Annotated in this window: 20 protein-coding genes and 1 pseudogene; 8 read left to right on the forward strand and 13 right to left on the reverse strand. The window is 62.0% G+C overall.

Annotated elements, in window-relative coordinates:
- Positions 1-14 precede the first annotated feature (14 nt).
- On the reverse strand, positions 15-533 hold the full coding sequence (locus V1288_RS10290; protein WP_334356930.1) for a flavin reductase family protein: 519 nt from the start codon (positions 531-533) through the stop codon (positions 15-17).
- Positions 534-681: 148 nt separating this feature from the next.
- On the opposite strand from V1288_RS10290, the gene V1288_RS10295 reads away from it, so the two are divergent.
- Positions 682-1,287 (forward strand): MarR family winged helix-turn-helix transcriptional regulator, encoded by a 606-nt coding sequence (locus V1288_RS10295; RefSeq protein WP_334356931.1) that lies wholly within the window; start codon positions 682-684, stop codon positions 1,285-1,287.
- Positions 1,288-1,855: 568 nt separating this feature from the next.
- Here the strand turns inward: V1288_RS10295 and qatD are convergent.
- Genes qatD through V1288_RS10315 form a run of 4 tightly spaced genes read right to left on the reverse strand, consistent with a single transcriptional unit; the run spans position 1,856 to position 6,633 of the window.
- Positions 1,856-2,713 (reverse strand): Qat anti-phage system TatD family nuclease QatD, encoded by an 858-nt coding sequence (qatD, locus tag V1288_RS10300; RefSeq protein WP_334356932.1) that lies wholly within the window; start codon positions 2,711-2,713, stop codon positions 1,856-1,858.
- Positions 2,617-3,891 (reverse strand): Qat anti-phage system QueC-like protein QatC, encoded by a 1,275-nt coding sequence (gene qatC / locus V1288_RS10305; protein WP_334356933.1) that lies wholly within the window; start codon positions 3,889-3,891, stop codon positions 2,617-2,619. Before qatC ends, qatD begins: the two co-directional genes overlap by 97 nt.
- Positions 3,888-4,772: a Qat anti-phage system associated protein QatB gene (gene qatB, locus V1288_RS10310; protein WP_334356934.1), complete on the reverse strand. Its 885-nt coding sequence runs from the start codon at positions 4,770-4,772 to the stop codon at positions 3,888-3,890. Before qatB ends, qatC begins: the two co-directional genes overlap by 4 nt.
- The gene (locus V1288_RS10315; protein ID WP_334356935.1) at positions 4,753-6,633 is read right to left on the reverse strand and encodes a KAP family P-loop NTPase fold protein; all 1,881 of its coding nucleotides are present in this window, start codon (positions 6,631-6,633) and stop codon (positions 4,753-4,755) included. Before V1288_RS10315 ends, qatB begins: the two co-directional genes overlap by 20 nt.
- A 213-nt stretch (positions 6,634-6,846) precedes the next feature.
- Here V1288_RS10315 and V1288_RS10320 point away from each other — a divergent pair, with 213 nt between their 5' ends.
- On the forward strand, positions 6,847-8,610 hold the full coding sequence (locus V1288_RS10320) for a hypothetical protein (RefSeq protein ID WP_334356936.1): 1,764 nt from the start codon (positions 6,847-6,849) through the stop codon (positions 8,608-8,610).
- Positions 8,611-8,730: 120 nt separating this feature from the next.
- On the opposite strand, the gene V1288_RS10325 is transcribed toward V1288_RS10320, so the two are convergent.
- From V1288_RS10325 to V1288_RS10340, 4 genes are read right to left on the reverse strand one after another with little or no spacing between them, the layout of a single operon-like run.
- Entirely contained in the window at positions 8,731-9,936 is a 1,206-nt protein-coding gene (locus tag V1288_RS10325; protein ID WP_334356937.1) for a Wadjet anti-phage system protein JetD domain-containing protein, read from the reverse strand.
- A complete protein-coding gene (locus tag V1288_RS10330) occupies positions 9,933-13,433 on the reverse strand; it encodes an SbcC/MukB-like Walker B domain-containing protein (RefSeq protein WP_334356938.1) in 3,501 nt (1,166 codons plus the stop codon). Before V1288_RS10330 ends, V1288_RS10325 begins: the two co-directional genes overlap by 4 nt.
- Entirely contained in the window at positions 13,430-14,071 is a 642-nt protein-coding gene (locus V1288_RS10335) for a DUF4194 domain-containing protein (protein ID WP_334356939.1), read from the reverse strand. The genes V1288_RS10330 and V1288_RS10335 overlap by 4 nt, the downstream gene beginning before the upstream one ends.
- Positions 14,061-15,476 (reverse strand): Wadjet anti-phage system protein JetA family protein, encoded by a 1,416-nt coding sequence (locus tag V1288_RS10340; protein WP_334356940.1) that lies wholly within the window; start codon positions 15,474-15,476, stop codon positions 14,061-14,063. The genes V1288_RS10335 and V1288_RS10340 overlap by 11 nt, the downstream gene beginning before the upstream one ends.
- A 247-nt stretch (positions 15,477-15,723) precedes the next feature.
- On the opposite strand from V1288_RS10340, the gene V1288_RS10345 reads away from it, so the two are divergent.
- The 6 genes and pseudogenes from V1288_RS10345 (at position 15,724) to V1288_RS10370 (ending at position 19,857) form a co-directional block, all read left to right on the forward strand.
- Positions 15,724-16,128, forward strand: a complete 405-nt coding sequence (locus tag V1288_RS10345) for a hypothetical protein (RefSeq protein ID WP_334356941.1) — start codon at positions 15,724-15,726, stop codon at positions 16,126-16,128.
- A gap of 34 nt (positions 16,129-16,162) precedes the next feature.
- On the forward strand, positions 16,163-16,612 hold the full coding sequence (locus tag V1288_RS10350; protein ID WP_334356942.1) for a hypothetical protein: 450 nt from the start codon (positions 16,163-16,165) through the stop codon (positions 16,610-16,612).
- Positions 16,613-16,615: 3 nt separating this feature from the next.
- Positions 16,616-17,342: pseudogene (locus tag V1288_RS10355) on the forward strand (SOS response-associated peptidase).
- A gap of 126 nt (positions 17,343-17,468) precedes the next feature.
- Positions 17,469-17,741 carry a hypothetical protein gene (locus V1288_RS10360; protein ID WP_334356943.1) on the forward strand — a complete coding sequence of 91 codons (273 nt, stop codon included), beginning with the start codon at positions 17,469-17,471 and terminating at the stop codon, positions 17,739-17,741.
- 42 nt (positions 17,742-17,783) lie between these two features.
- On the forward strand, positions 17,784-18,890 hold the full coding sequence (gene dinB / locus V1288_RS10365) for a DNA polymerase IV (protein ID WP_334356944.1): 1,107 nt from the start codon (positions 17,784-17,786) through the stop codon (positions 18,888-18,890).
- A gap of 70 nt (positions 18,891-18,960) precedes the next feature.
- A complete protein-coding gene (locus tag V1288_RS10370; protein WP_334356945.1) occupies positions 18,961-19,857 on the forward strand; it encodes a 3'-5' exonuclease in 897 nt (298 codons plus the stop codon).
- 128 nt (positions 19,858-19,985) lie between these two features.
- On the opposite strand, the gene V1288_RS10375 is transcribed toward V1288_RS10370, so the two are convergent.
- The 4 genes from V1288_RS10375 to ku form a co-directional block, all read right to left on the reverse strand.
- Entirely contained in the window at positions 19,986-20,171 is a 186-nt protein-coding gene (locus V1288_RS10375) for a DUF3606 domain-containing protein (RefSeq protein ID WP_334356946.1), read from the reverse strand.
- Between the two features lie 65 nt (positions 20,172-20,236).
- Positions 20,237-20,719, reverse strand: a complete 483-nt coding sequence (locus tag V1288_RS10380; RefSeq protein ID WP_334356947.1) for an NUDIX domain-containing protein — start codon at positions 20,717-20,719, stop codon at positions 20,237-20,239.
- Positions 20,720-20,733: 14 nt separating this feature from the next.
- A complete protein-coding gene (locus tag V1288_RS10385; RefSeq protein ID WP_334356948.1) occupies positions 20,734-21,354 on the reverse strand; it encodes a cell envelope biogenesis protein TolA in 621 nt (206 codons plus the stop codon).
- A 67-nt stretch (positions 21,355-21,421) separates the two neighbouring features.
- Positions 21,422-22,354, reverse strand: coding sequence for a non-homologous end joining protein Ku (gene ku / locus V1288_RS10390; RefSeq protein WP_334356949.1), 933 nt, complete (start codon positions 22,352-22,354; stop codon positions 21,422-21,424).
- Positions 22,355-22,755 lie beyond the last annotated feature (401 nt).

Consider the following 22,755-nt stretch of genomic DNA (forward strand, 5'->3'; position numbering starts at 1 on the left):
TCTCCAGTTCGAAGCTAGTAGTGAATGGGAAGCGGCCAGGTCGGCTCGCGTTCGGCTTCGTCCACGAGATCTCGGTAACGACCGCGAAAGAAGACCAATGGTGCGGCCGCCTCAGAGCGGGTCGTGTGACGGACGACGCGCACGACAAAGATGACGTGGTCCCCGCCGTCATAGTTCGCGTAGGGCGCGCATTCGAAATGCGCCATCGCGCCCGAGATCAGCGGGGCCTCGGCATGGCCGACCGAGGTCTTGACCTGGTCCCATTTGTTGGAGAGGGCTCGCGCAAATTGATTGGAGATGTGCTCCTGGTCGCGCGCAAGGATATTCACGGCGAAGCCGTTCGCTTCGAGCATCGCAGATAGGCTGCGCGCCTTGCGGTCGACGCTGAAAAGAACGAGCGGCGGATCAAGTGAGACGGAGTTGAATGAACTCATGGTCACACCGATGAGCTCTTCGCCCTTGCCGCGCGCGGTCACTACCGCAACACCGGTCGCGAACTCCCCGAGAGCACGCCTGAATGCACGGTCTTCCATTGGTACACGCGCCTCGATTTCCTATCCCTGAAATATAATTCCTAGATAGCTTTCTGACAAAGCTATTTCGAGATGTCAAGCCCTCTTGCTGAGCAGGCCCACGCATGGTTTCTAGGCAAGACCCATGGAATCGCCGGGAGAATGACCTTTGATCGATGCGCTTTTGACAGCGTCCAAGCCCGAGCTGCTCGATAAAGATGGAGACCGCACACTTCGCGGCCTCCTCTACGACTATTTCGCTTTCGGGCGCAGCCTGGAAGCCGCCCGTGAGACGTTCGCGAGCTTTGTCGGTCTATCGCCTACCCAGTATCTGATATTGATCGCGATCAAGAATTCGACGGCGGAAGAGCCCATGGGGGTCAACCAGGTCGCCGAACGCTTGTATCTAAGCGGCGCCTTCGTCACCAACGAGATCAACAAGCTGGTGTCTGACGGGCTGATCGAGAAGACCCCCCATCCCTGCGACGGACGCCGGGTGCAACTTACCCTCACCCAGCACGGAGTGAGCCGACTGATCCGCCTTGCGGCCTTGCAACGCCCGGTCAATGACGCATTGTTCGGAATGCTGACGCGCGAGGATTTCAAAGTGTTGTCCCAGCTGCTGTCTCGTCTTGCTTCGAACGCCGATAGCGCGTTGAAGCTCGCCGAACATGTTCAAGCGACGCTCAAGTTTCAGGAGAATCAGCGGGCTTCAGCGGCCAATTTGCCGGAGTCCCGCAAGAAGCGGCGTGCGAGGCCCCGCGACGGTCGGTAACGCCAATAGGGCAGCTATCGTTTGCCACATCGCTCATGTCACCTCTGAGCGGACCGTCGCCTGTCTCAATTCAAAGACGGAAGTCACGACGCGCAGAAGGTGAGAGCTCAGACTTGCCGAGGCCGTCCAAAATCTGCGGTGCCCCAATTCGCCGATGGCCAGCAATTGGACCTACGACATTTAGCAGGCGATGAGACGTTCAAAGTACAAGATCGTGTGCATTTGCCAAATCGACTCACGAATTTTGGCTTTGGGCGAAAATCGACTCACGAATCTTTGGTTTTTCGACTCGCGAATTTTTGGCGACGAACGAGAAATCAATAACTTAGTCGACTCGCATTTGATTGGTCCCGACACGCTTTGTGCGGACACTTTGAGAGCGACTCGATTCCCGCTTCGATTTCGTTTTGAGAACGACTCGATTTTCCATCCCACTGACACCGCTAACGAATTTCGCCTCGATTTTTTCGCCGATTTTTAAGTGCGAAAAAACCGAGGGGGGTCTTTCGGCAACCGTGTCGGTGTGCGGACTACGAAAGTGTGACTCGAATACCGTATATTCCGGTGGCTACGGCTTCGATGTGGACCGGTCATTTTCTGGAGCGATCTGTGTCGTCAGCCGCTTGAGGTTCGACATCAGTTGGTCACGAACCTCGTCCTCCCTGATGCTCCACAGGTCGGCGAGCACCGGTTCGGTTCTCGCCACGTCCCAAGGAAAGAGGGGGCGCCCCTCTAACTGCGCGAAAGGCCCATCCGATTCGGTCAACATTCGCTCGCGCGGCATCAGTGCGGCCAACCCGCGGCCTCGTTCGCCGTTGAGCATCGCCGGACCGACGCTGAACCAGCAGCCTTGGTCGATCGCGCGTTGCAGTTCGCGGCGCGAACCCGAAAACCAATGGAGCACGGGGATGCCGGCATCGGGCCGCGAGGCGAGCGCATCGAGGACGGGTCCTGCTGCGCGGCGGCTGTGTATCGTCATGATGCGACCGCCGGCCGATCCGCACATCCGCAGGATATTGTCGAACACCCGACGCTGCGTGTCCCAGGTTGCCTTCAGTTCAGGGCCGCCATCGAGGCCGATCTCGCCGACGTATCTCGTTCGCGGCAACAAATCTTCGAACAGCGCGAGTTCGCTCCGGCGTTCGTGAGCAAGCTGGGGATGCAGGCCGAGCGCGGTGCGGATTCGAGCGGCCCCTTCCGCGAGCGCGGCCGTCCCGGTCCAGGCCGACGGCGTGGTCGTCACGGACAGGACGAACAGATTGCGCTCGACGCATTCCTCCGTCGTCGCTTGAGGATCCGGATAGAGGTCGAGATGCGAATGTAGATCGATCACTTCACACCGTATTTCGCATGCAGGTGCCCGAGTTCGGCAAGCGCCCGGCGTAGCATATCCCGCAGTACCTTGCGATCGTCGATCCGCGGCCATGACAGCGCGCTCCCGAGCCACTCGTCGAACCCTCCGTCATGGACGGCGGCCAAGGCCATGCCGACCGAACGGACGTCGTCGAAGCCCGCGTGCTGCGCGTCGTCACGACCGAGATGTTCGAACACGTAGTTGGTCGGATCCGGTTGTACCCAGGCGACGAAGGCGGCTCTCCGAACTTGGCAGGGGACGCATCGTCCGCAGTGGCGGTACTTGAATTTCTGGAATCGACCGCAACTCGCCGATCGCGCGGCCAAGGCGCGCAGCAGCGGCTGATCGGCGCATTCCTTCAGCATCTCGCCCTTCGTCTTGTGGGCGTAGGGTGTGCGGATCGTCACTCGAATTTCCGCGGCGTCAAGCAGGTCCTGAAACAACGCCAGGAACTGGGGATGCGCCGTGCGCGTGCTCAAGCTGCCGACCCGGCTCCCAGTCAGCGGCGGATTTATCGCGATGAATCCGTTCTCGCAGGCGTATAGAGGAACGGTCGCTCCGGCTTGATAGGGCGCGAGCGCCGACGCGACGAGAACTCCGAACGCGAGAAAGATGATCGACCGAGCGCGCTGCGAAGTGTCCTTCGGCTTCGGCACGACCCCGTTGTCGTTGAGCTGTACGTGCCTCAGGCCACCCGCGATCGCGCGCGCGAATTCCTCCTGCTTTTCCGAGTCCCCGCGGACGATCTTGCTGACGACGAGGGGGCGAGTGCCCGCAGCAGCGAGGTCGATCGTTCCGATGAGACTGTCGAGCCCCCCGGACAGCAGCGCTACGCAATCCTGCGGCGGCCGGACCACACGCGCTGGCTCAGGCGCTGCCGCTCCGCCCGGAATAAACCGCATCTGCCACCTGTCGGTCGTCAGAAACGCCAGCGCGTCGGCGATCAACGGCGCCACTCCGTTCCAGAAGGCCGGTTCGGTCACGGCGATCTCCAGATCGAATTCGCGAGTCCACCCATCCGGACTTTGGGTGCGCAGCCCCGCGGCATCCGCCACCATGACCGAGTTGGCGATGGAAAGGAGATCCCATGCGCGCCTCTCCGGAACCAAGCGCTCCCTCCGGACATCGCTGCGTACCGCGGCGCCCGCGCTCGCCCGGCCGCGTGCGCCGGCCTGGCCGTACAGGACAACCCTGAGCGTACCGGCTTCGTCGAGCCGGCCTAATTCGGCAGGTGCGCACAGTAGCCTCATTCCTCGAATCCTTCGAAGACTTCGAACGTATCGCGAAGCGCCGCTTGCACGACGCGGGCGACGCGTCCCGACGTGAGGATGCTGCCTTGGTCCCTCAACTTGCGGAAAGAGGCGGCGACGGTCTCGGCGATGTACGCACGCATCTGCTTCAATCGGGACATCGCCACCGTCGCGGTCGGGGCTCGCTCGAGCAGGTGCTTGCCGACGTCGAGTTCGAAGCGCCGGGCGACGTCGATGGCGGTGAACTTCTCGATGACGAATTCGCGCTCGACGTCCGACAGATTGAGCAGGTCCGCTTCCGGAAACTCCGTCAGCAGTTCCGACATCGCGTCGTGCATCGAGGCACGCTCCACTTCGGCGTCCTGCGTGCCGTCGGCTTGCCTGACCGCCTCGATGATCGCGGTCGCGATCTCCTCCGTCGACCGTCCGGCGAGTGCGGCGGCGTCGATCGGTGCGTCGGCGGCACCCGAAGCGGTCGAATACAGCGCGTATCCGAGCGAACCGGCGGTCTGGGCCGTGCCGCCGAACCGCTGGGTCGCGATGTTCGAACCGCCGTACCCGCTGCGAACGTAGTGACCGAGCCCGCGTCTCAGATCGCGGCCGTCACCCGATCGCGCGAAGTTTCCGAGACTGGTACGGGCGCCGCCGAACCGCTTCTCGGGAGCGATGGGCGAAGGCTGCAGCCCGGGCGGTGGCGCGGCCGGCGGCGCAGCGGGGACCAGAGGCCGTTCGTCGGCGGGCAAGCCGTCGGGCGGCATGGCGGGCGGTTCGTCCGGGGGCTCCGGGCGAGGTGGTACCGGATCCTGGGGCGCGGCTGGCGTCCATGGCGGCACCATCGGCACGCCCGGACCCGGACCATCGCTAGACTGCGACGTTCCCATTCGCCCTCGTCTTGTTGATCGCGTTCTTCACGGGCTTCGAGACGTCGCCCGAGGAACTCCATGCATCGAGAAGCGATGCCGCCCACGGGCGGTCGCCAATCTTCGGCACGATGCTTGGCTGAATCTGCTGGTGAGGGCGCGCTTCAAGGAACGCCGCTAACCGCGGCCCCTGGACGGGGTCCGCATCGGCGAGCGCGATGCAGGCGGTGAGTATGTGCGGCGCGCCCCATTCCTGTTCCTTGCGGGCACGCTCCAGCAGCCGGTCCATGATCACCGTGGTTTCGATGCGCGGAATGCGGACTAGGCGATCCTTCAATCGGGCCGACATTTCCGGATGCTCGACCATCGCCGCGAGAAGTTCGGCCCCGTCGGACGACAGGCGGTCTTCGGGAGTGATCAGCGGCGCGTGCTCGCGGCTGACGTAGAGGGCGCCGCGGAGATCGACGTCGTGCAGCGGCGGCGACAGAGCCAGCCATTCGCGCACGAAGTCGCCGGTCCACGGATCCTTCATCTCCAGGTCTCGACCGGCGGCCGCCGCCTCCTCCCAGTCCTTCAGGAACGCGGGCTTTCCTTCCCCGTCCGTCGTCACGTTCTTGACGAGCTCGGCATACGCCTTGGCGTCGCCGATGCGCTCGAACAGAAGGAGCTTGGCGAGGACCGCCTCGTCGACGCCGACACCCTGCGCCTTGGAAATGGTCATGCGGATCGAGAGCGCGTTCAGGAAGCGCTTGATCAGCCGCGGATTGCCGACGATCCCGGACGCCGTCGTCATGAGCGAGGCCAGCCGCTCGGCTGTGTCGAGTTGTCCGACCAACATTCCCGGCAAGCCGATGCCGAGCGAGTTGACGAAGGCGCGGTCCACCTTCTTGCCCTGCCAGGTGCTCTTCAGTTGGCGGATCACGGCTGCTCGGATCTTCTCCTTGTCCGGCTCGGGTAGGTCGCTGTTCTCTACGAACAACAACATCATGTATGCGCGCACTTCCTGCGTGCCGAGTTGCGGCACGCGGATCGGGACCTGGATCAGCTTGTCGAAGTAGTTCGTGACCATCAGGTCGTTTTCGACGCCCGCGAAGTGCTTGCGCACCGCATGCTTGATCATGTCGTTGTCCGCGGCGATGACGAATGCGGTGTTTTTGAGGAACAGGAAGAGGCGGATCGCCTCCAGCGTCGAGATCGTCGTCTCGGGCAGGCAGCGATCAAGGTCATCAATCAGCACGACGAGCGTGATGCCGAGTTCTTCGAGGGTCTGCTCGAGCGTATCGCGCAGCGCCTGGATTTCCTTCGGCGGAGACGTCTCCTCCTTGGGGTTCAGAAGCTCCCCGCCTTCCTTGGCGGCATCGCCGGCGGCCTTCTTGGCCGCATCGGCATCGCCCTTGCCGAAGCCCTCGTTCCACACCTTCTTGCCGAGCTCGAAGAACTCTCCGGCGGCCCCAACTGGCGGAATGCCGAAATAGATCGACGCCGCCGACGTCGTCGCGAGCTTCGCCACCCGCAGCCACTTCACCCGCTTGGCGAGGGAGGCGACCTTGTCGAGGGCCGTGGCGCGGCTTTCGGCCTCCTTCGCGAGCTTGTCGGTGATGACGTCCATCAGGGCGGCGCGCGCGTCGTCGTAGCCCTGGTAGAGCCACGCGTTGAATTCGACGAAGACATACTTGTCGGGGCCCTTCTTCCCGCCGTTGTCCTCGCGGGCGGCCACGGCGGACCGGGTGAGCTTGATCATCGACGACTTGCCGATGCCCCAAGCACCGGACACGCCGATGGAGATCGGCCGGCCCTTCGCCTGAACGATGATCTCGGCCACGGTTTCTGCGACGCCGGAGAAGTTCAGGAAGTCGCGTTCGGTCTCGTTATCGGCCCACATGGTTGCCCCGCACGCATCTTGCCGGTTGCAAATTGCCGGTTCCAGACGCCTCAAATTTTAGTCATCATCCACATGTAGTGGCATTGCGCGGCCGTTTCCAGCACATGTTGCGTTTTCTCGCTGCAACCATATGTAGAGGAATTGAGGCCCCGTGTGCTGGAAGCGGCTCGCCGGGAGGGAAACGCAGTGATTTCAATTTGCTAGGGCGTGCAAATGGCTGACGAGCTGCTCAATGATACGAAAACCTATCCCCGCATGGCGCATTGGTTCGATCCGGTGCTGCTGTTCCAGCTGCTGAACAACGTGGTTGTGTCGTCGACGTTCGGGCAATACGCGGACAGGCGATTGATGATCGCGGCGCTCGACACCGTGCCGCCCGAGGAGCATGCAAGGCGGGCGGAGGAATTCCGATCTCGCCTCAAGACGGACGAACATGGCGGCGTTTGGATCGACTGGGTCGCCGATCTCGGCGACGGCTTCGACAGCACCTACGCGGTAGCGAGTCTGCTCGCACGGAAGGAACTGAAGGTCGGCGACGTTCATCTGCCGCGCGGCCAGGCGCTCATCATGGGCGGCGACGAAGTCTATCCCAAGGCTACCCGGCAGGCCTACGAGAACCAGCTGAGGCAGCCCTACGCATGGGCGGCTCCCGACCCCGACAAGAAGAATGACGAGGGTAGGCCGCTGCTCGCAATCCCGGGCAACCACGACTGGTACGACGGTCTCGTCCTCTTCCTCGCGCTCTTCTGCAAGGAGAAGCCGTGGCATGTCGGCGCGTGGCGGTCCTACCAGCGACGCAGCTACTTCGCCGTCCGCCTGACCGAGACCTGGTGGCTGTGGGCGACCGACGTCCAGCTCGCCGACGACATGGACGGGCCGCAGGCCGACTACTTCAAGCACATAGCCGCCAGCATGCCGGCGAATTCCAGGATCATCCTGTGCAGCGCCGAGCCCGGCTGGCTGTACACGGACAGCAACCGCAAGTCCTGGGAGATCATGGAATATGCCGCAGGCATCGCGATGAACGCCGGCCGCGGACACACGATTCCGGTGCTGCTGTCCGGCGACACGCACCACTACAGTAGGTACGTCGGCAAGGACGGTCGTCAGTACGTCACGTCGGGCGGCGGAGGAGCCTTCCTCCATCCGACGCATCAGCTCGAACAGGAAGCCTCGGTGAATTTCGTCCATCATCGCGAGGGCCTGAAGCTCGGCACCATACCGGATCCTAAGGATCCGAAGAAGACGACAGCAGCGGCGTACCCGTCGTTCTCGACGAGCAGGTCACTGGCGCTGCGGAACGTGCTGTTTGCGTTCACCAACTGGGACTTCTCGCTGCTGATGGGCGGGATCTACTTCCTGTTCGCGTCGCTGATCTCGCTGCGGGATCGCCCCGATGTCTACGCTCTGATTGCCGCTGTCTTCGGCGCGTCGCTGATCGGCTACACCATCAAGCAGGAAGTCTCCAGGAAATTTAAGATCTGGAGTTCGGCCGCCGTGCACGCAGCCGCCCACGTCCTCGTTCTGATCTGCGCCGCACGCTATGCGATCGCGTTCAACAACGCGCATTTCGCATGGAGCGGCGAATGGTGGGAGGTCTGGAAATGGTTCGGCCTTCTGGCCATCGAGATGGTGCCCGTCGGCTTCCTCGCCGGGAGCACGCTGTTCGGGCTGAACATGCTGATCACGTGTCTGCTGTTCAGGATGAACCGCAATGACGCCTTCAGTTCGCTCCGGATCGGCGCCTACAACAACTTCCTGCGCTTCCGACTGACCGAGGACGGCTTCGACATGTACGTGGTGGGGCTGGAGCGCGTTCCGCGCCGTGAAGACTGGATTGCCAACAAGAAGCACGACAAGAGCCGGCCGGATCCGGAGATTCCGGTCTTCGTTCCGACGCACGATTTCGAGCCCCATCTCGTCGAGAAAGTTTCGATCAGATTCGCACCGAAGGAGGCGAATGCCGCCGCCGTTTGAGAAAAGGCCAGAACAGAGCCGCCTGAAGCCTTTTCGCAGCGACTGTATGCTCCTGATGGACACGTTGGATTGACGCGCCGGATCGTCCCAGGACACGTTTGATTCTTTGGCCACGCCGAGTCAGGACAGGCAACCGGCAAGAGAGAGCGGTGCCGGATCTAGCGCCTCCTGCTCCAGGTGGCGCACGTTCGATCCGAATGCCAACCACTCCGCCAGCTCGCGAACCGCGCTATCGGATCTCGCGATCGAGGCCAAACCAGAATCCGCATCTGCCGGCTGGCCGTAATTCTCGGCCAATTCCTTTGTCATGAGGTGCGGTCGCGGACCGCGGGGTAGGCTTTCCTCGAGATACCGGAAAATGCGCACGCCGCCGGCATCCACGTCGCCCCAGTGAAGGAATGGCACGTCGGCCGGCAAGGTCGTTAGAACTTTAGTTAGAAGCTCGATGACGCCCACCGCCGGAAATCCGCCGGTGTAAACGACCAGGCTGCCGTCCTCAATCTCGCGGACCTGTCGATTGAAGCTCGCGTAGTTCTCGATCGTCAGGACGGCCGTCGGCCGCACCAAGACCGATAGCTGCGAGAGCATCTCTGGATGAATTGAGGCGAACGGCTTGGCGCGACCATCGATCAGGCGGCCGCCGGAACCTTCCACGGTGACCGGCCCCCTGAGGTGGACCGGATGGCTAAAGCGCTCCAGCCCGATGTGCGCCCAGACTACGTCCGCCGCTGCGCCGGGCTGCCCGATCTGGACGCCGAGAACGGCGGCGAGCCGCGAAGCATGCCGATCGAACGCCTTGGTATCGTTCGCGGCCTTTTGGGAGAAGGTTCGCGCGTCCAGGCCCCTAGCCTCCTGCCGCGAGATGGACGCCAACAGCGTGAAAAACTCCTTGGCGGCATCGGTCTGGCCTGCTGTCAAGCGATAGGCGGCCTCGCCGCGCTCCCACCTGGCTGTCATCTCGTCTAATAGGATCGCGACCCACGGTTCTCCGGCCACTGCGACCGGAAGCAATTCCTGTCTGACGCGCTGCGCGGTCGCCGGTGCAGTCGGACGTCCGAGATGTCTGGCGAGCAGCTCAGCGTGGCGAACACGGACCCGCTCGATCAGGTGGCTCCGGTCCCTCTTGCCCCATTGCACCTCGACGGCGCCGAACCGCTCCGCCGCGGCCATCTGATCGTGAAACCGGCTGACCTGCTGCGCGGTCGAAAGCCTCTCGTAATCCGGAGCCGCGGAAGCCGGCCGGGAGCGGTCGGGGTTGCGCTCGCTCCGCTCCAACATCCGCTCCAGGAACTCGATGCCGACATCCGCTGTACGAACGTCGGTCATTCCGCAGCCTGGTCCTGCGGCGCCGCCTCAGCCTTCTCGGCGGCGATTAGCTCCGATTTGAACACGTCGAAGCCCTTGCGGTACGGATCGATCGCAACGATCGCGTCGCGGGCCTTCTCCGTCAGGAACTCGGTGTCGATCATGACCTGATTGCCCAGCCGGTTCACGTTCACGACGGTGTCGACCACCTCCATGAACACGTGGCGCTTTTCGTCGGGGGTCGCCAACATGACCTGCAGCCCGAGATCCCGCATGAATTCCGAACACTGACCGATCGCCTTCGTGTCCAATCGATTGAAGGCCTCGTCGAAGATCGCGAGGGACAGCCCGCTCTCGCCGGTACGACGGTTCTGATACGTGGCGGCGAGCGAGGCTCCGATGGCGATGTAGAAGGGCAGCTGCCCTTCGCCGCCGGATCCCGTGCCCGCACGGCTCGTCAACGACGAGCGGATCTTGCCCTCGGCATCCTGGATGTAGAGCTCGAAGTTGAAATACTTGCGCGGATCCTCGATTTCCTCCGTCCGCGCCTCCGGATTCGACAGGATCTCCTCGATCTGGCGCACGGCGCGCATCATGGGGGAGTTCGTGTCCTCGCTGTGATCCCCGAAGAGCGGCAGATTGAATTCCGGTTTCCGGGATTCCTCGACTAGCTCGATCATGTCGACGTGGGTCGGGGCCTCCAGCGCCTTGAACGAGTAGTAGTCCCGCCCGTGGAACTGACGATCCTTCAGGTGGCGGTTGAGTTCGTTCAGGGTGGACTTGATGCCGGTGAAGGCATCGTCAAGGCGATGAAGGAGATCGTCGCGAAACGCCGATGTCATCTCGGTCGCGGCATTCCGGCACTGCTCCTCGTACTGGACCAGCTCGTGCGCATCGAGGCGCTCCTTTTCGGCCGCCGCCCACTGCTCAACCGCAGCCGGCGTCGCTTCCTCGGCGGTGAACGGCGGCACGACATGGAAGTCCTGCCCGTGCTTGTTCATCGCGTTGGTCATTTCGCGCATGAGCGTGGAGCGGCGGGTCGTGGATCGGGTCTCCCTGTCCGCCGTAAGGCCCGCGATGCGGTCCGGTATCGATTCAGTGGCCAATCCCGCCACCTCCGGCCGGTAGTCGCGCAAGGCCGTCGATTGCGGGTAGCCTTCTCGCATCTGACGCGCACGGTCGCGTCGGGCCTCGCACGCGGCATCGCGGTTCTTTTGCATGTAGTCGTCGTACGCACCCTCGGCCCGGTCTCTGGCACTTTGGGCACGGGTCGACGCGTCCTGCTTTTCGGTCTTGAGCCGATTGGCCGTCTTGGCCTCCGCAGCGAGACGCTCAAGCTCGGCGATGAGCTTGGGATCGCGATTCCGCCTGGCGTCCTCGATGTTCTTCCCGATCTCGTCCAGTTTCCGATCGAAGACAACCAGGGCCGCCCCATTTTCGAGACAGGTCAGGTGGGCGTCCCGCATCGCCCGGAACTGCGCGAACATACCTTCGAACAAACGAGCTTCTTCTTCCGCGCGTCGGACGCCGCCCGCCGATTCAGCAAGCTGCTGCAGCAGTTGCTGTCGTTCGGCTTGGAGCTGTTGGCGCATCTGATCCTGCGTGGCGCGACCGAGCTTCAGATATCGCGGCTTCTGCAGCCGCCGGACCGTGCGCCCTCCCTGCATCATCAGGTCGGGAGTGATGGCGTTCTCCGCAGCGACCATCCTGTCCATGGTCTCGACCAACATGAGGCGACCGATGCGATAGTCGAGGAATGCCCTGGCGTGACGATTTTCGGTGCTGATGATCTGCGCCAGAGAGCCCTTGTCGGCCGGTCGGGTACTGTCCGTCTTCGTCGTATTGATGACCTCCGCGTCGCTGAAGGAATGCTCGCCACCATCGCGGAAGATTTCGAGGGCGCGCACCGCTCTCGATGGCTCGACGATCAGGGCTTCCCGGGAGCGACCCAGAACGGCCTCAGCCGCCATCCGCCATTTGTCGTCCCGAATCTCGACCATTTCGCACAGCGGCGTCGCTTCGATGCCGTGCGAGGCGAGTTGCCTGATGAGATCCCGGGTGCCGCCCTCGATCGGGCTCAACCCCTGCTCCATCCGCTTGAGGTTGCTGTCGATCAGCTCAATGCGGTCCTGCAGGCCCTTGGTCGCAACTCGCGCATGGAAATGAGCGTCCGAAAACGTCTTTCGGGCCGCCTCAAGCCGCTCCTGATCGACAGCGACAAGCGCGGCATCCAGGTGCGAGGCGCTGTCCTTCCAGTCGTCAGGTAGCGGCTTGTCCCAGTCGGAGAGTGGTGCTCTGCTTCGAGCGATCACGACCGCGCTCAGTAGCGCATGCAGGAAGTCGTCGCGGCGGACCAGCAGATTCAGCTCGACGGCCTTCTTGATCGAAGTGATGAGGCCATCGATCTCCTTGACCGGCGCCATGGCGTTGGCGCGCTGCCCCAAGGTGAGGTTCCTGTCCGACTCGTACATCTGGGCAAGCTGCTCGCCGTCGCTGGTCTTGATCGAGAGTTCGACGGTCTTGTGCTCGGCATCGAGCGTGGCGTGTCTGGCCGCGGCCGCGGTCGCGTCGATCTCGGCGTTGCTCGCGGCTCTTCGGAGCTGGACGAGAGCTTCTTCCTGTCGCCTGGCCTCTCGCCGGAACTTCTCCCACTCGAGGCGGGCGATCTGCCAACCAGTGACCGCGATGACCCGCTCGTTTTCCACGGCGCGACCGACGATGCGAAGAATCCCGGCAAGGCTTGCGCTCTGCGCCTTCAATTCCTCGATCCGGCGGGTCAACGAACGCCAATGTTCGATCCCGCGCCGAAGCCTGTCGACCTGCAGAGGCTGAACATCGAGAACGTAATTCCGGACGAAGTCCGTGGGATTGTCCACCGGCTTCAGCAGCAGCGCGTTCCGGAAGGCCTTCTGGAAACGCCTCGGGTCGAGCGGGAAGCCCGTCGGCGACAAGGCTCGGAGCGATTCCGCTACGAAGTCGGTCGCACTCGAGAACGCGTCGTCGACTTCGATGTTCCGGGCGCGCAGAGCGGTGCGCACGGCATGCCACTGCAACGTCTCGACCTCATCGTCGCCGACCGCAGCGAGGATGTCGTCCTTGGTCAGCGCGCCCCTGGCGATGAAGCGCGCCTCGCAGGACTCGTCACTTCTCGATGCCGACGCCGAAAAGGCCACACCCAGGCTCACCGCCGACCCGTCGTCCACATCCTCGAAGACCAGGATGATGTAGGTGTAGGCATGCTGCCGCGTCGGCTCCGACCGCTCGCCCTTCTCGTCGAGCGAGACCACGCCGAGGCAGTAGTCGCGCAGCGTCCGCTTGCTCCTGACGTTGCTTTGGGCGCTCGGGTTGAAACGGATGCTGGCCATGCTGGCGCCGGACAGGACGGTCTGCACGGCGTCGATGATCGCTGACTTGCCCGCGCCGTTCGGGCCGATGATGGCGGTCATGCCGCGCATGTCGACCTGCTGGGCCCGAAACAGGTACCAGTCGACCACGATGATGCGTCGGAGTTCGATCACGCCTGCACCTCGCTCCCGGCGTCCGTCCTTGCCGTCGCCGCGGTGGAGCGTGAGACGAACTCTTCAAGGGATCCGAGCGTGTCCTTGGAGACCACGATCGGCAAGGCGGGCCGCAGGAACAAGGTGAAGTTCCGGTCGTCCCGATCCTCGATCCGCACGAGGCCGCGCTGCCTGAAGCCGGCCAGAATTTCTTTGAGCCGTCCAAAGTTCGGCCGCTCCCGATGGGTCCGATCTTCGTAGATCTGCAGGATCTGTTCGCTCTCGACCTCGACCTCGCCGAATTCCTTGGCCTCGAACCGCGTGAACGCCTCCTCGTAGTAGAGCCGCAGCACCAGCAAGAGCAGGCTCTCGTCGAGTTTCATGCTCTGACGGGGAGGCAGTTCGTTCGCCACCAGACCGACGTATCCGTCGTTCGGCCTGCCCACGATCCGGTAGCCGAGCGCGTCGAACAGATTCTCGAAGTACCCCATATAACGGCGGAGCACCTCATAGGAGGTCTTCATGCCCCAGTCGTTCTCGTAGATGAACTGGGCGCGCCAGAGCGACTGCGCGGCCTGGCGTAGCTCCTTCTGCAGCCGGTCGCCGTCGCCGCCCTCGGAGTCCTCGTCATCGATCAGTTTGGAAAGATCACGCAGCATCGGCCGTGGTCCTCGCTCTCTCGATCCGGAAGGCGGTCACGTCGATCCAGTCGTTGGCGGTGCGCTCCTCCTCGAGCGTGATCGTGAATTCGCCCAGCCGCACGGAGCGACCGACCGCCGCCAGGTTCGGCAGGGCCCGGTAGGCGAATAGATCCGGAATGCTCTCGATCTCAATCTCCGCGGATGACACGGCATCGCGGCCTTGCATCTGGCGGCGAGCGAACTCGAGCAGCTTCTGGTCGGACACGCGCACCATCCGGTCGAACTCGGTCGTGGCCTGGACATAGGCACGCAGATAGGGATCCTGCTTCGGCACCTTGAAGCGGGTGCGCTCGGGCGGAGCCTTCGGCGGCGGCGGGGTGTACAGCGCCAGCGACGTGATCGGCAGACCGACATCCGGCGACCTCAAACGGATCTCGACCTCGTCGCTGCCGATCTTCGAGAGCTGCTCGATCAACTGGACGATCCGCTCGGCGGAGCCTTCTCCCATGACGTCCATGTAGTGGACGGTGGTGCGGATGCGGCGTTCGAGCCGATCCCGGAAGTCCTCGATCTTGTCCATGAACGGTCCGACGTCCTCGAACACGCTCTTGATCTTCTCGAGCTCGGCAATGACGCGTTCCTCGGCCGTGGCAATCGTGGCGCCCGCGGCCATGACACCCTGCTCGATGTAGGCGCGCGCGATCTTGCCGAGGCACTGGGCATCCGCGAGCATGTCGCCCGCGAGAGAAGCGATCGTACGGCGATGACGGTACGGGTTGTTGGACGTCTTGAGCTGCTTGTAGTCGGCGATCAGCAGCCCATCGACGAAGTCCTGGAAGAACGTGCGGAGGATGGCCGCCGCGTTCGGATTGCCCAGGATGCGATCCTCGATCTCGCGCATGCCGGCGAGGATGCGCCGCATGCTGCGAGCGAAGCGCAGCGCGGTGTCGTGCGCGTTAGCGAGGCCTTGGGCCATCGTCTCCGGCTCGCGGAATGCGGCCTCCAGATTATTCTTGACGTCGACCACGGCGCCGGCGACGCGCACGCGGCTGTTGCCAAAGTCGGCGATTGCGCCGAGGACCATGAACGCGTCCGGGTTCATGTCGACGTAGGTGCGCCATTTTTCGGTCTCTTCCGTGAGCCAGCCGGTATCGCGCAAGCGATAGTAGGCGAGGTAATGGGCCTGGCTCGTGGTCTGATCCTCATCGGGATCGCCCTCAGAAAGTTCACCCATCGATCCGATGCCGAACTCGGAGAGCCCGATCTCAATCTGCTTTACGACCTCTTCCCTGAGCGGCGTTTCCAAAATCCGGGCCGAATAGATCCTCTCATAGAGACGCATCATCAGGCGCGCGTAGACGTGCTTCTTCGGCCCCGACAGAGGCTTGAAAAGGGTCTCCGGGAGATAGCCAAACAGCTTCATCTATCGGTCCTTCAGCCGAGAGATTGAACCGTCACGCCCGCTCAACCGCAAGAATAAACGTAGGAGTTTCAGAGCGTTTTCCTTGGTTTCCTCCGGCTCAAAGTCCCTCTCGCGGCTTACTCATCACGTATCGCCACCGCTTGAGGTTCGGGATGACGTTCGGATGCATGCAGGCCCTAATGCTCCAACGCGTAGAATTCGCGTCTTTTGACTCGCCTTTTTGTTCCTATTATGTTCTAATTTGGTTATGACCGACCGCCCCGCCAGTTGGCGCATGCCGACGACAAGCCAGATGCAGAAGCTGGCCGCCGCCCCTGCCGTCGGCCGAAACGGGCCTGTAACGCCTGCGCCCGGTCCGGCCGATGCGACGCCTCCCCAATATTGGGATTCCATTCTGAATGACCCTCGCGCCGACGCCCGTCCCGCCGCCAAACCGATCCAGATGCGGAAGTTGACCGAGATCGCTCGGCACGCGCTTCGGGTCACCTGTCGGCGCTGCGGCCGCATCGTCGAGATCCAGAAGGCAGACGCTACGCGCCTCTACGGTTCGGACGCCGTGTGGAAGGACGTCGGGCAGCGCCTGCTCGACAACACCTGCCAGCAACGCACTGGTCGTCACGAGGAAGACGGTTGCTGGCCATCGTTCGAGTAGGCGCGCCGACGCTGCCTGAAACCAAGGTATCCGTGTGGCACCTCGCTATCACCCGACGCCCCTGTCTGGAGGGGACCGCAAGGCTTTGAGGAAGGAACTCGACCGGGCGCGCGCCATGACGAGCGTACTTGCACGCCAGGCGGACGAGCTCAGGGCGAAAGGCGATGCCTTGATCCGACAGGCTGACAAGCTGCTTGCAGAAAGCTGGAACGAGAAGGTGTGGGCAGACGGCGGGCCAATCGACCCGTCACCGACGATCGACCAGGCCATCAACGGGGGTTATGCGTGGCTTCAGATCGAGTGCTCGCGTTGCAAGGCGGCGCGGGACGTCGATCTGGCGGCCCTGCCCCACCCAACGACGACAGCCGTGCATGACCTGGCCGGTCGGCTTCGCTGCAGCAAATGTGCTAAGGCCGGCCGCAGACCGACCGCCACGCTGTTGCAACTAGCACAGCGTCCAAGCCACGCGCCGCCTAAGAACTAAAGCATGTGCAATCTTTACTCGATGACGAAGAACGTCGACGCGATCCGCCGACTGTTCGCTGCCTTGAACAGCCGCGTCGGAAATCTGCCCATTATGCCCGGCGTCTTCCCTGACTATCCGGCGCCGATCGTTCGCAACGCGTCCGACGGACGCGAAATCGTCATGGCGCGTTGGGGCATGCCGTCCTCGTCAAAGGCGCTCATGGACGCGACGAAGAAGCGAGCGGAGAAGTTGGAAGCGAAAGGCAAGCCCGTCAACTTCAAGAAGCTGCTGCGCATGGAGCCGGATTCCGGGACCACAGACATCCGCAACGTCAACAGCGCGCACTGGAAGCGCTGGCTCAGCCCGGAGCATCGTTGCCTGGTGCCGTTCACATCGTTCTCCGAGTACGACACGGTCGAAGGCAAGAACATGCCGGTGTGGTTCGCTCCCGACGAGAGCCGGCCGTTGCTCGCTTTTGCCGGACTCTGGACTAATTGGACCAGCGTGCGCAAGGCGAAGGAAGGCGAAGTGACCGCCGACATCTTCGGCTTCCTAACCTGCGATGCCAACGCCGAGGTCAAGCGCGTGCATCCGAAGGCAATGCCAGTGATCCTGACAACAACCGAAGAATTTGATGCTTGGCTCCGCGCCCCTTGGGACGAGGCTAAGGCGCTGCAGCGGCCCCTGCCCGACGGCGCGCAAGATCGTCGCCACTGGCGAGAAGGAAGATCCCTTCCCGGCTGCCTAGCCCTGTACACAGGTGCGCGGAACACGTGGAAAAGCGGCAGACCCTGCAATCGGGAATCCCTGCCCTGTGCTAACCGGCCGGAACAGATGTGAGCCGGGCGGATTCGTTCCGGCAGGAAAGATCTCGATGCTGATGTCGAAGGAACGGCGGCCCGCAATCCGGACGCTGCGCGGCTGGGCCATCTCGGTGCTCAACGAAGCCGGCGCCATCCGTGAATGCGAGGAGCACGGTTGGATGCAGTATCGCGGCGACCCGCACGCCCGCGACCGCGCGTTCGATATCGCCCGCCGGGATCCGCCGGTGGGAGTTTCTCCACAGGCCGCCGCGGTCGCCATCGCCGAGGTGCTGGACTCGATAGGCGACATCTGCCCTGAATGCCCGCTGGCGGATTGCGGCTGACTTCGCCGCGACTTGGCTTGCGGACCCCTGTACAATCCACGCATGGTCACTCCCGATCCGGAACACGGCGTCTCAACGGCGCCTCACCGCAAGATCATCCATATCGACATGGACGCCTTCTACGCGTCGGTCGAGCAGCGCGATAATCCGGACCTACGCGGCAAGCCGGTAGCGGTGGGTGGTTCGGCAGAGCGCGGCGTCGTGGCCGCGGCGAGCTACGAAGCCCGCAAATTCGGCGTTCGCTCCGCGATGGCATCAGTTACGGCGAAGAGACAGTGCCCCGAATTGATCTTCGTCAAGCCGCGATTCGAGGTCTACAAAGCGATCAGCGCGCAGATCCGCGAGATCTTCGCCGAGCATACGCCGGTTATCGAGCCCCTATCGCTCGACGAAGCATACCTCGACGTCACCGAGAACCTGCAAGGCATCCCTCTAGCCAGAGAAGTCGCCCTCCAAATCCGCGAAAAGATCAAAACGGAGACGAATTTGAATGCCTCGGCTGGCATCTCCTATAACAAGTTCCTGGCGAAGCTCGCCTCCGATTATCGCAAACCTAATGGTCAGTACGTCATCTCACCCGAAATGGGAGCGGCATTTGTCGAGACGTTGCCGGTCGGGAAGTTTCATGGCATCGGGCCAGCGACCGAAGCCAAGTTCAATGCCTTCGGGATCCGAACCGGCCTCGATATCCGCAACCAGTCCCTCACTTTCCTGCAAGAGAACTTCGGCAAGTCAGGCACGTATTACTATTGGATATCGCGTGGCGTCGACGATCGTCCCGTACGCGCCGACCGCATTCGCAAATCGGTCGGAGCCGAGAATACGTTCTCGATCGATCTTACAGACTTCAACACCATGACTTCCGAGCTCCAGCCGCTGATAGACAAGGTCTGGCGGCACTGCGAAACGTCGGGCACGCGTGGACGAACGGCGACGCTCAAAGTGAAGTTTGCTGACTTCGAGATGATAACGCGCAGCCGCTCCACTTCTTCGCCCGTTGCGAATCGCGATGAGCTTGCGCACCTGGCCATCGGACTTCTGGAGGACAACTTTCCTCTTCCAAAAGCGGTACGCCTCCTTGGAATTTCGCTGTCCGCGCTGCAAGGCGGTGACGATGCGGAACCGCCACAACTGGATTTCGGGATTTGAAGCAGATTAGAGTTTGTAGCTCACCCAGTCTTAATGCGCCGCAGCCCTTCCGGAGGATCGTAACAATCCGATGCTTGAAAGCGATCTAACTCTGGCCGCAATGGCTGAGGCCTTGGCCAAATCCGCCGATTACCGCGTTTTGCGGCGCCTGGTTCCCCGGACCGCTTTTACGCCCTCCGACGGTCAAAGCACCAAAACCGCCATCTTGCTCGACGTCGAAACGACCGGTCTCGACCAACGGAAGGACGAGGTCATTGAGCTAGGCATGGTCAAGTTCGACTATCTACCTGATGGTCGAATAGCGCGCATAAGGGATGTTTTCTCCTCGTTTAACGAGCCAGCACAGCCGATCCCGCCCGAGGTAACTGCCCTCACCGGCATCACGAATGAGATGGTCTCAAGGCACCAAATCGACGAGGCGGTCGTGTCAGCGTTTGTGGACGAAGCCGTCATCGTCATTGCTCATAACGCTGGCTTTGATCGCAAATTTGCGGAACGCTACTGGCCGATATTTCAGCGGAAAGCTTGGGGATGCTCTGCGACCGAGATCGAGTGGCGTAAGCACGGCTTCGAAGGTTCGCGCTTGGGCTATCTCTTGAACGGTACCGGCTTTTTCCACCACGCCCACAGGGCGATTGATGATTGCCATGCTCTGCTCGAAATTCTGGCGTTCGAATTGCCGACCGCTGCTGGGTCGGCACTTGCCGTACTGCTCGAGCAGGCTCGTAAGAAGACAGTGCGAGTATGGGCTGAGCAATCGCCCTTCGATCTCAAGGACTTCCTCAAACGGCGCGGCTACCGTTGGAGTGACGGAAGCGACGGCCGGGCGCGGTCCTGGTACGTCGACATCGATGAAAGCAAACTGGACGACGAAATCTCTTTCCTCAAGACTCATATCTACCTCAGCGACGCAGAGCCCCGCTTGCAGGTCTTGACGGCGTTCGATCGCTTTTCGGTCCGAGCCTGAAGTCGCGGTCTTAATCGTGATCATCACGAAAATGACCTCGAATCGAAACACAAGCGCACCCGAAATGTCCGCCTGAGCCAAAATGCTTTTGCGGCCGCCACGACAAAATGGCCGGCCACTCGCTGTCCTCATTTGCGGCCGAGACGTTTCTCCACCCGCTTGCGCGGATTGCCCACTTTCTTGACGGCCTTTTTCACAGCCGAAGCTGATCGTCCCGTCTTCTTGGATTCGTACTGCACTTCGTGTTTCTGCCCACCGGCCACGCGTGCCCGGTCCTGCTTGCGCCCGCGCGCTGTCTTCTTCGATGCCGCCATCGGCTCCTCCTCTTTAAAATGGCAAAGCACAAAAATCGAAGGAATCGTGGGTTCCGCAAGTGTTCTCAACACTCACCGAGCACTTCCAGCAGACGACCGAGAAAAATTGCCTGACCCTTGAGAATCTTGGACCGGGCCACCGGAATGCCGAACCATTCCGCCCGATCAATTTCTCGAAACGTCTGATGTCTGCCGGAGCGCGGAGGCCATTCCATTTCGAATAGGTTGCTGCGAATGTTCTCCGCATCCAGGTCGTCTTCAACAGCCCACACGTGAACGACCTTGCCACCCGGTTGCTTTGCTTCGCCGAGCGGAATGAATTCGCCACGAGGATGATGTCCGGTTTCCTCGCCGAATTCACGTTTTGCGGCCGAAAGCAGAGCCTCGCCCGTAGATGCAAGGCCTTTCGGAATACTCCAGGCTCCTTCGTCCTTGCGCCGCCAGAACGGCCCCCCGGGATGACCGAGGAGAACCTGCAAATCGCCATCGCGACGGTGAAATAGCAGAAGGCCCGCGCTCTGCCGTTTAAGTGAGGGCCTTTCCGGCATGGGCGCTTGCCAAACTATCGTTCACGAACGCGGCGTAAGGCTGCCTCTAGCCTCCGTCTTTGCGTTTCCCAGCGCGCTTCTTCAGCTCGGACCTCTTCCTCGACTGCTTCTAACCGGGCTTTCAAAAGTACGGCCTTCTGTTCGTGCTTTCGGCGGGCTTCGTCGAACTCGCGCTGTGCCTTATCGATGACTTGCTGCCGACGTTCCTGCTCTCTTTGCCTGGCGGCCTCTTCCTTCGCGCGTTCGCGTTTTCGGCGTTCCTGCTCCTTCTGAAAGGCCAGTGCGGCCTTGCGGTCCGTCGCGCGGCCGTCACTATGCGATTGGTGCTTTTGCCGCGCCCGGCTTGCCGGCTTACGGCTCGCCTGTTTCGGTCCATCGCCGCCGCCAATGCTGGTAGGCAGGTCGGCATGGGTCTTGAAGGGTCCGTTGGAGCCTACTGGACGCTTCAGAACGACGCCAGGGGCAGCCATTGTGGCAGCGATGACGTCGCGATCGTCGCTTTCTCTCGCCGCGCCTTGATGGAAAAGATTGCTATCAGCACCCCACGCCTCCAAGGCCGCCTTCATCGAGGGCGCTGCTATGGCCAGATCGAAGAAGCCAAGCGAGGTTTCGTAGCTCTTTAACTTCCGGGCCACCAGCGCCTCTCATCACGCTCGCTGTCGGTTGTTTTAACACGCCGCCAGCGGCGCGAACATCATCGCGTCAGGCTGACTTGCGCTGCGACCTGGCCGCAGGCTTCTTCGCTGCGGCTTCTTTCTCCTGCTTCTTGCCGGCGATCGGCATCAGCATTTCTTTCTGGCCGGCTGTGGCCCTGCGTGGCTTCTTGACTTGCTTCTTCGGTGCCGCGTTCGCAGCCGTCGCGCCTCCTGCGAGGCTCTTGCGCAGCGCATCCATCAGGTCGACCACGTTCTCGCCTCGAGGACGCTCCTTCGCAACAATGGGTTTGCCGGCGCGCTTCTGATTGATGAGCTCGATGAGGGCGGTTTCGTACTGATCTTCGAACTTGTTCGGCTCGAAGTGCCCCGCCTTTTGATTGACGATGTGCCTGGCGAGATCGAGCATGTCCTTGGTGACTTTGACGTCTTGGATGTCGTCGAAATACTCCTTTTCGGAGCGAACTTCGTAGGGGTAGCGCAGCAGCGTTCCCATGAGGCCCTTGTCCAGCGGATCGAGCGCGATGATGTGCTCGCGATTTGTCAGCACCACACGTCCGATTGCGACCTTGTTCATCTCGCGGATGGTCTCGCGGATGACCGCGAATGCGTCGTGACCGACTTTCCCGTCCGGCACCAGATAGTAGGGACGGATCAGATACCTCGGATCGATCTCGCTGCGGTCGACGAACTCGTCGATCTCAATGGTTCGCGTCGATTCCAGCGCGACGTTCTCGAGTTCCTCCTTCGTCACCTCGATGAAGGTGTCGGTGTCGACCTTGTAGCCCTTGACGATGTCCTCGTTGGCGACCTCCTCGCCGGTATCGGCGTCCACCTTGGCGTACTTAATGCGGTGGCCCGTCTTCCGGTTGAGCTGGTTGAACGAGACCTTTTCGGATTCCGACGTGGCCGGATAGAGCGCGACCGGACAGGTGACCAGGGAAAGACGCAAGAAGCCTTTCCAGTTGGCGCGAGGGGCCATGGACGCGGTGCTCCGAAAACGTGGCAACTGAGTCTAAGACGAACTACAGGCCATGGTTCCGACAGGCTCGTCCTGCGGACGACGGCATTTTTTCAACGGGCCAGACTCGACGTTATGTTCTTATTATGTTCTAATAGCCGGCATGACCAATCATCCCGCGAGCTGGCGGATGCCACTCCAACAACATATTGAGAAGATTGAGAAAATAGTCACAGCGAATAAATCCAGCCACGCTGCAGCATCCGCAGTTGGGCCGGCAGACGACCTGCCTCCCGAATACTGGGACGCCGTCCTGAGGGACGCTCGGACTGACGTAGGGCAAGCCTAGCGTTCGGTCCGGAAGCAACTTTCCGAAATACCGCAGCATATTCTGCGGGTCTCCTGCAGCCGCTGCGACCGCA

This window comes from Bradyrhizobium sp. AZCC 2176, from assembly GCF_036924645.1.
Lineage (GTDB): Bacteria > Pseudomonadota > Alphaproteobacteria > Rhizobiales > Xanthobacteraceae > Bradyrhizobium.

Coding starts and splice junctions, on each gene's coding strand:
- V1288_RS10360 (WP_334356943.1), top strand. CDS start 17,469: ATGCTGATGTCGAAGGAACGGCGGCCCGCAATCCGGACGCTGCGCGGC.
- qatC (WP_334356933.1), bottom strand. CDS start 3,891: ATGAGGCTACTGTGCGCACCTGCCGAATTAGGCCGGCTCGACGAAGCC.
- V1288_RS10325 (WP_334356937.1), bottom strand. CDS start 9,936: ATGACCGACGTTCGTACAGCGGATGTCGGCATCGAGTTCCTGGAGCGG.
- V1288_RS10315 (WP_334356935.1), bottom strand. CDS start 6,633: ATGTGGGCCGATAACGAGACCGAACGCGACTTCCTGAACTTCTCCGGC.
- V1288_RS10345 (WP_334356941.1), top strand. CDS start 15,724: ATGACCGACCGCCCCGCCAGTTGGCGCATGCCGACGACAAGCCAGATG.
- dinB (WP_334356944.1), top strand. CDS start 17,784: ATGGTCACTCCCGATCCGGAACACGGCGTCTCAACGGCGCCTCACCGC.
- V1288_RS10335 (WP_334356939.1), bottom strand. CDS start 14,071: ATGCTGCGTGATCTTTCCAAACTGATCGATGACGAGGACTCCGAGGGC.
- ku (WP_334356949.1), bottom strand. CDS start 22,354: ATGGCCCCTCGCGCCAACTGGAAAGGCTTCTTGCGTCTTTCCCTGGTC.
- V1288_RS10380 (WP_334356947.1), bottom strand. CDS start 20,719: ATGCCGGAAAGGCCCTCACTTAAACGGCAGAGCGCGGGCCTTCTGCTA.
- V1288_RS10340 (WP_334356940.1), bottom strand. CDS start 15,476: ATGAAGCTGTTTGGCTATCTCCCGGAGACCCTTTTCAAGCCTCTGTCG.
- qatB (WP_334356934.1), bottom strand. CDS start 4,772: ATGGGAACGTCGCAGTCTAGCGATGGTCCGGGTCCGGGCGTGCCGATG.
- V1288_RS10320 (WP_334356936.1), top strand. CDS start 6,847: ATGGCTGACGAGCTGCTCAATGATACGAAAACCTATCCCCGCATGGCG.
- V1288_RS10290 (WP_334356930.1), bottom strand. CDS start 533: ATGGAAGACCGTGCATTCAGGCGTGCTCTCGGGGAGTTCGCGACCGGT.
- V1288_RS10375 (WP_334356946.1), bottom strand. CDS start 20,171: ATGGCGGCATCGAAGAAGACAGCGCGCGGGCGCAAGCAGGACCGGGCA.
- qatD (WP_334356932.1), bottom strand. CDS start 2,713: ATGGCCGCGGATCGACGATCGCAAGGTACTGCGGGATATGCTACGCCG.
- V1288_RS10370 (WP_334356945.1), top strand. CDS start 18,961: ATGCTTGAAAGCGATCTAACTCTGGCCGCAATGGCTGAGGCCTTGGCC.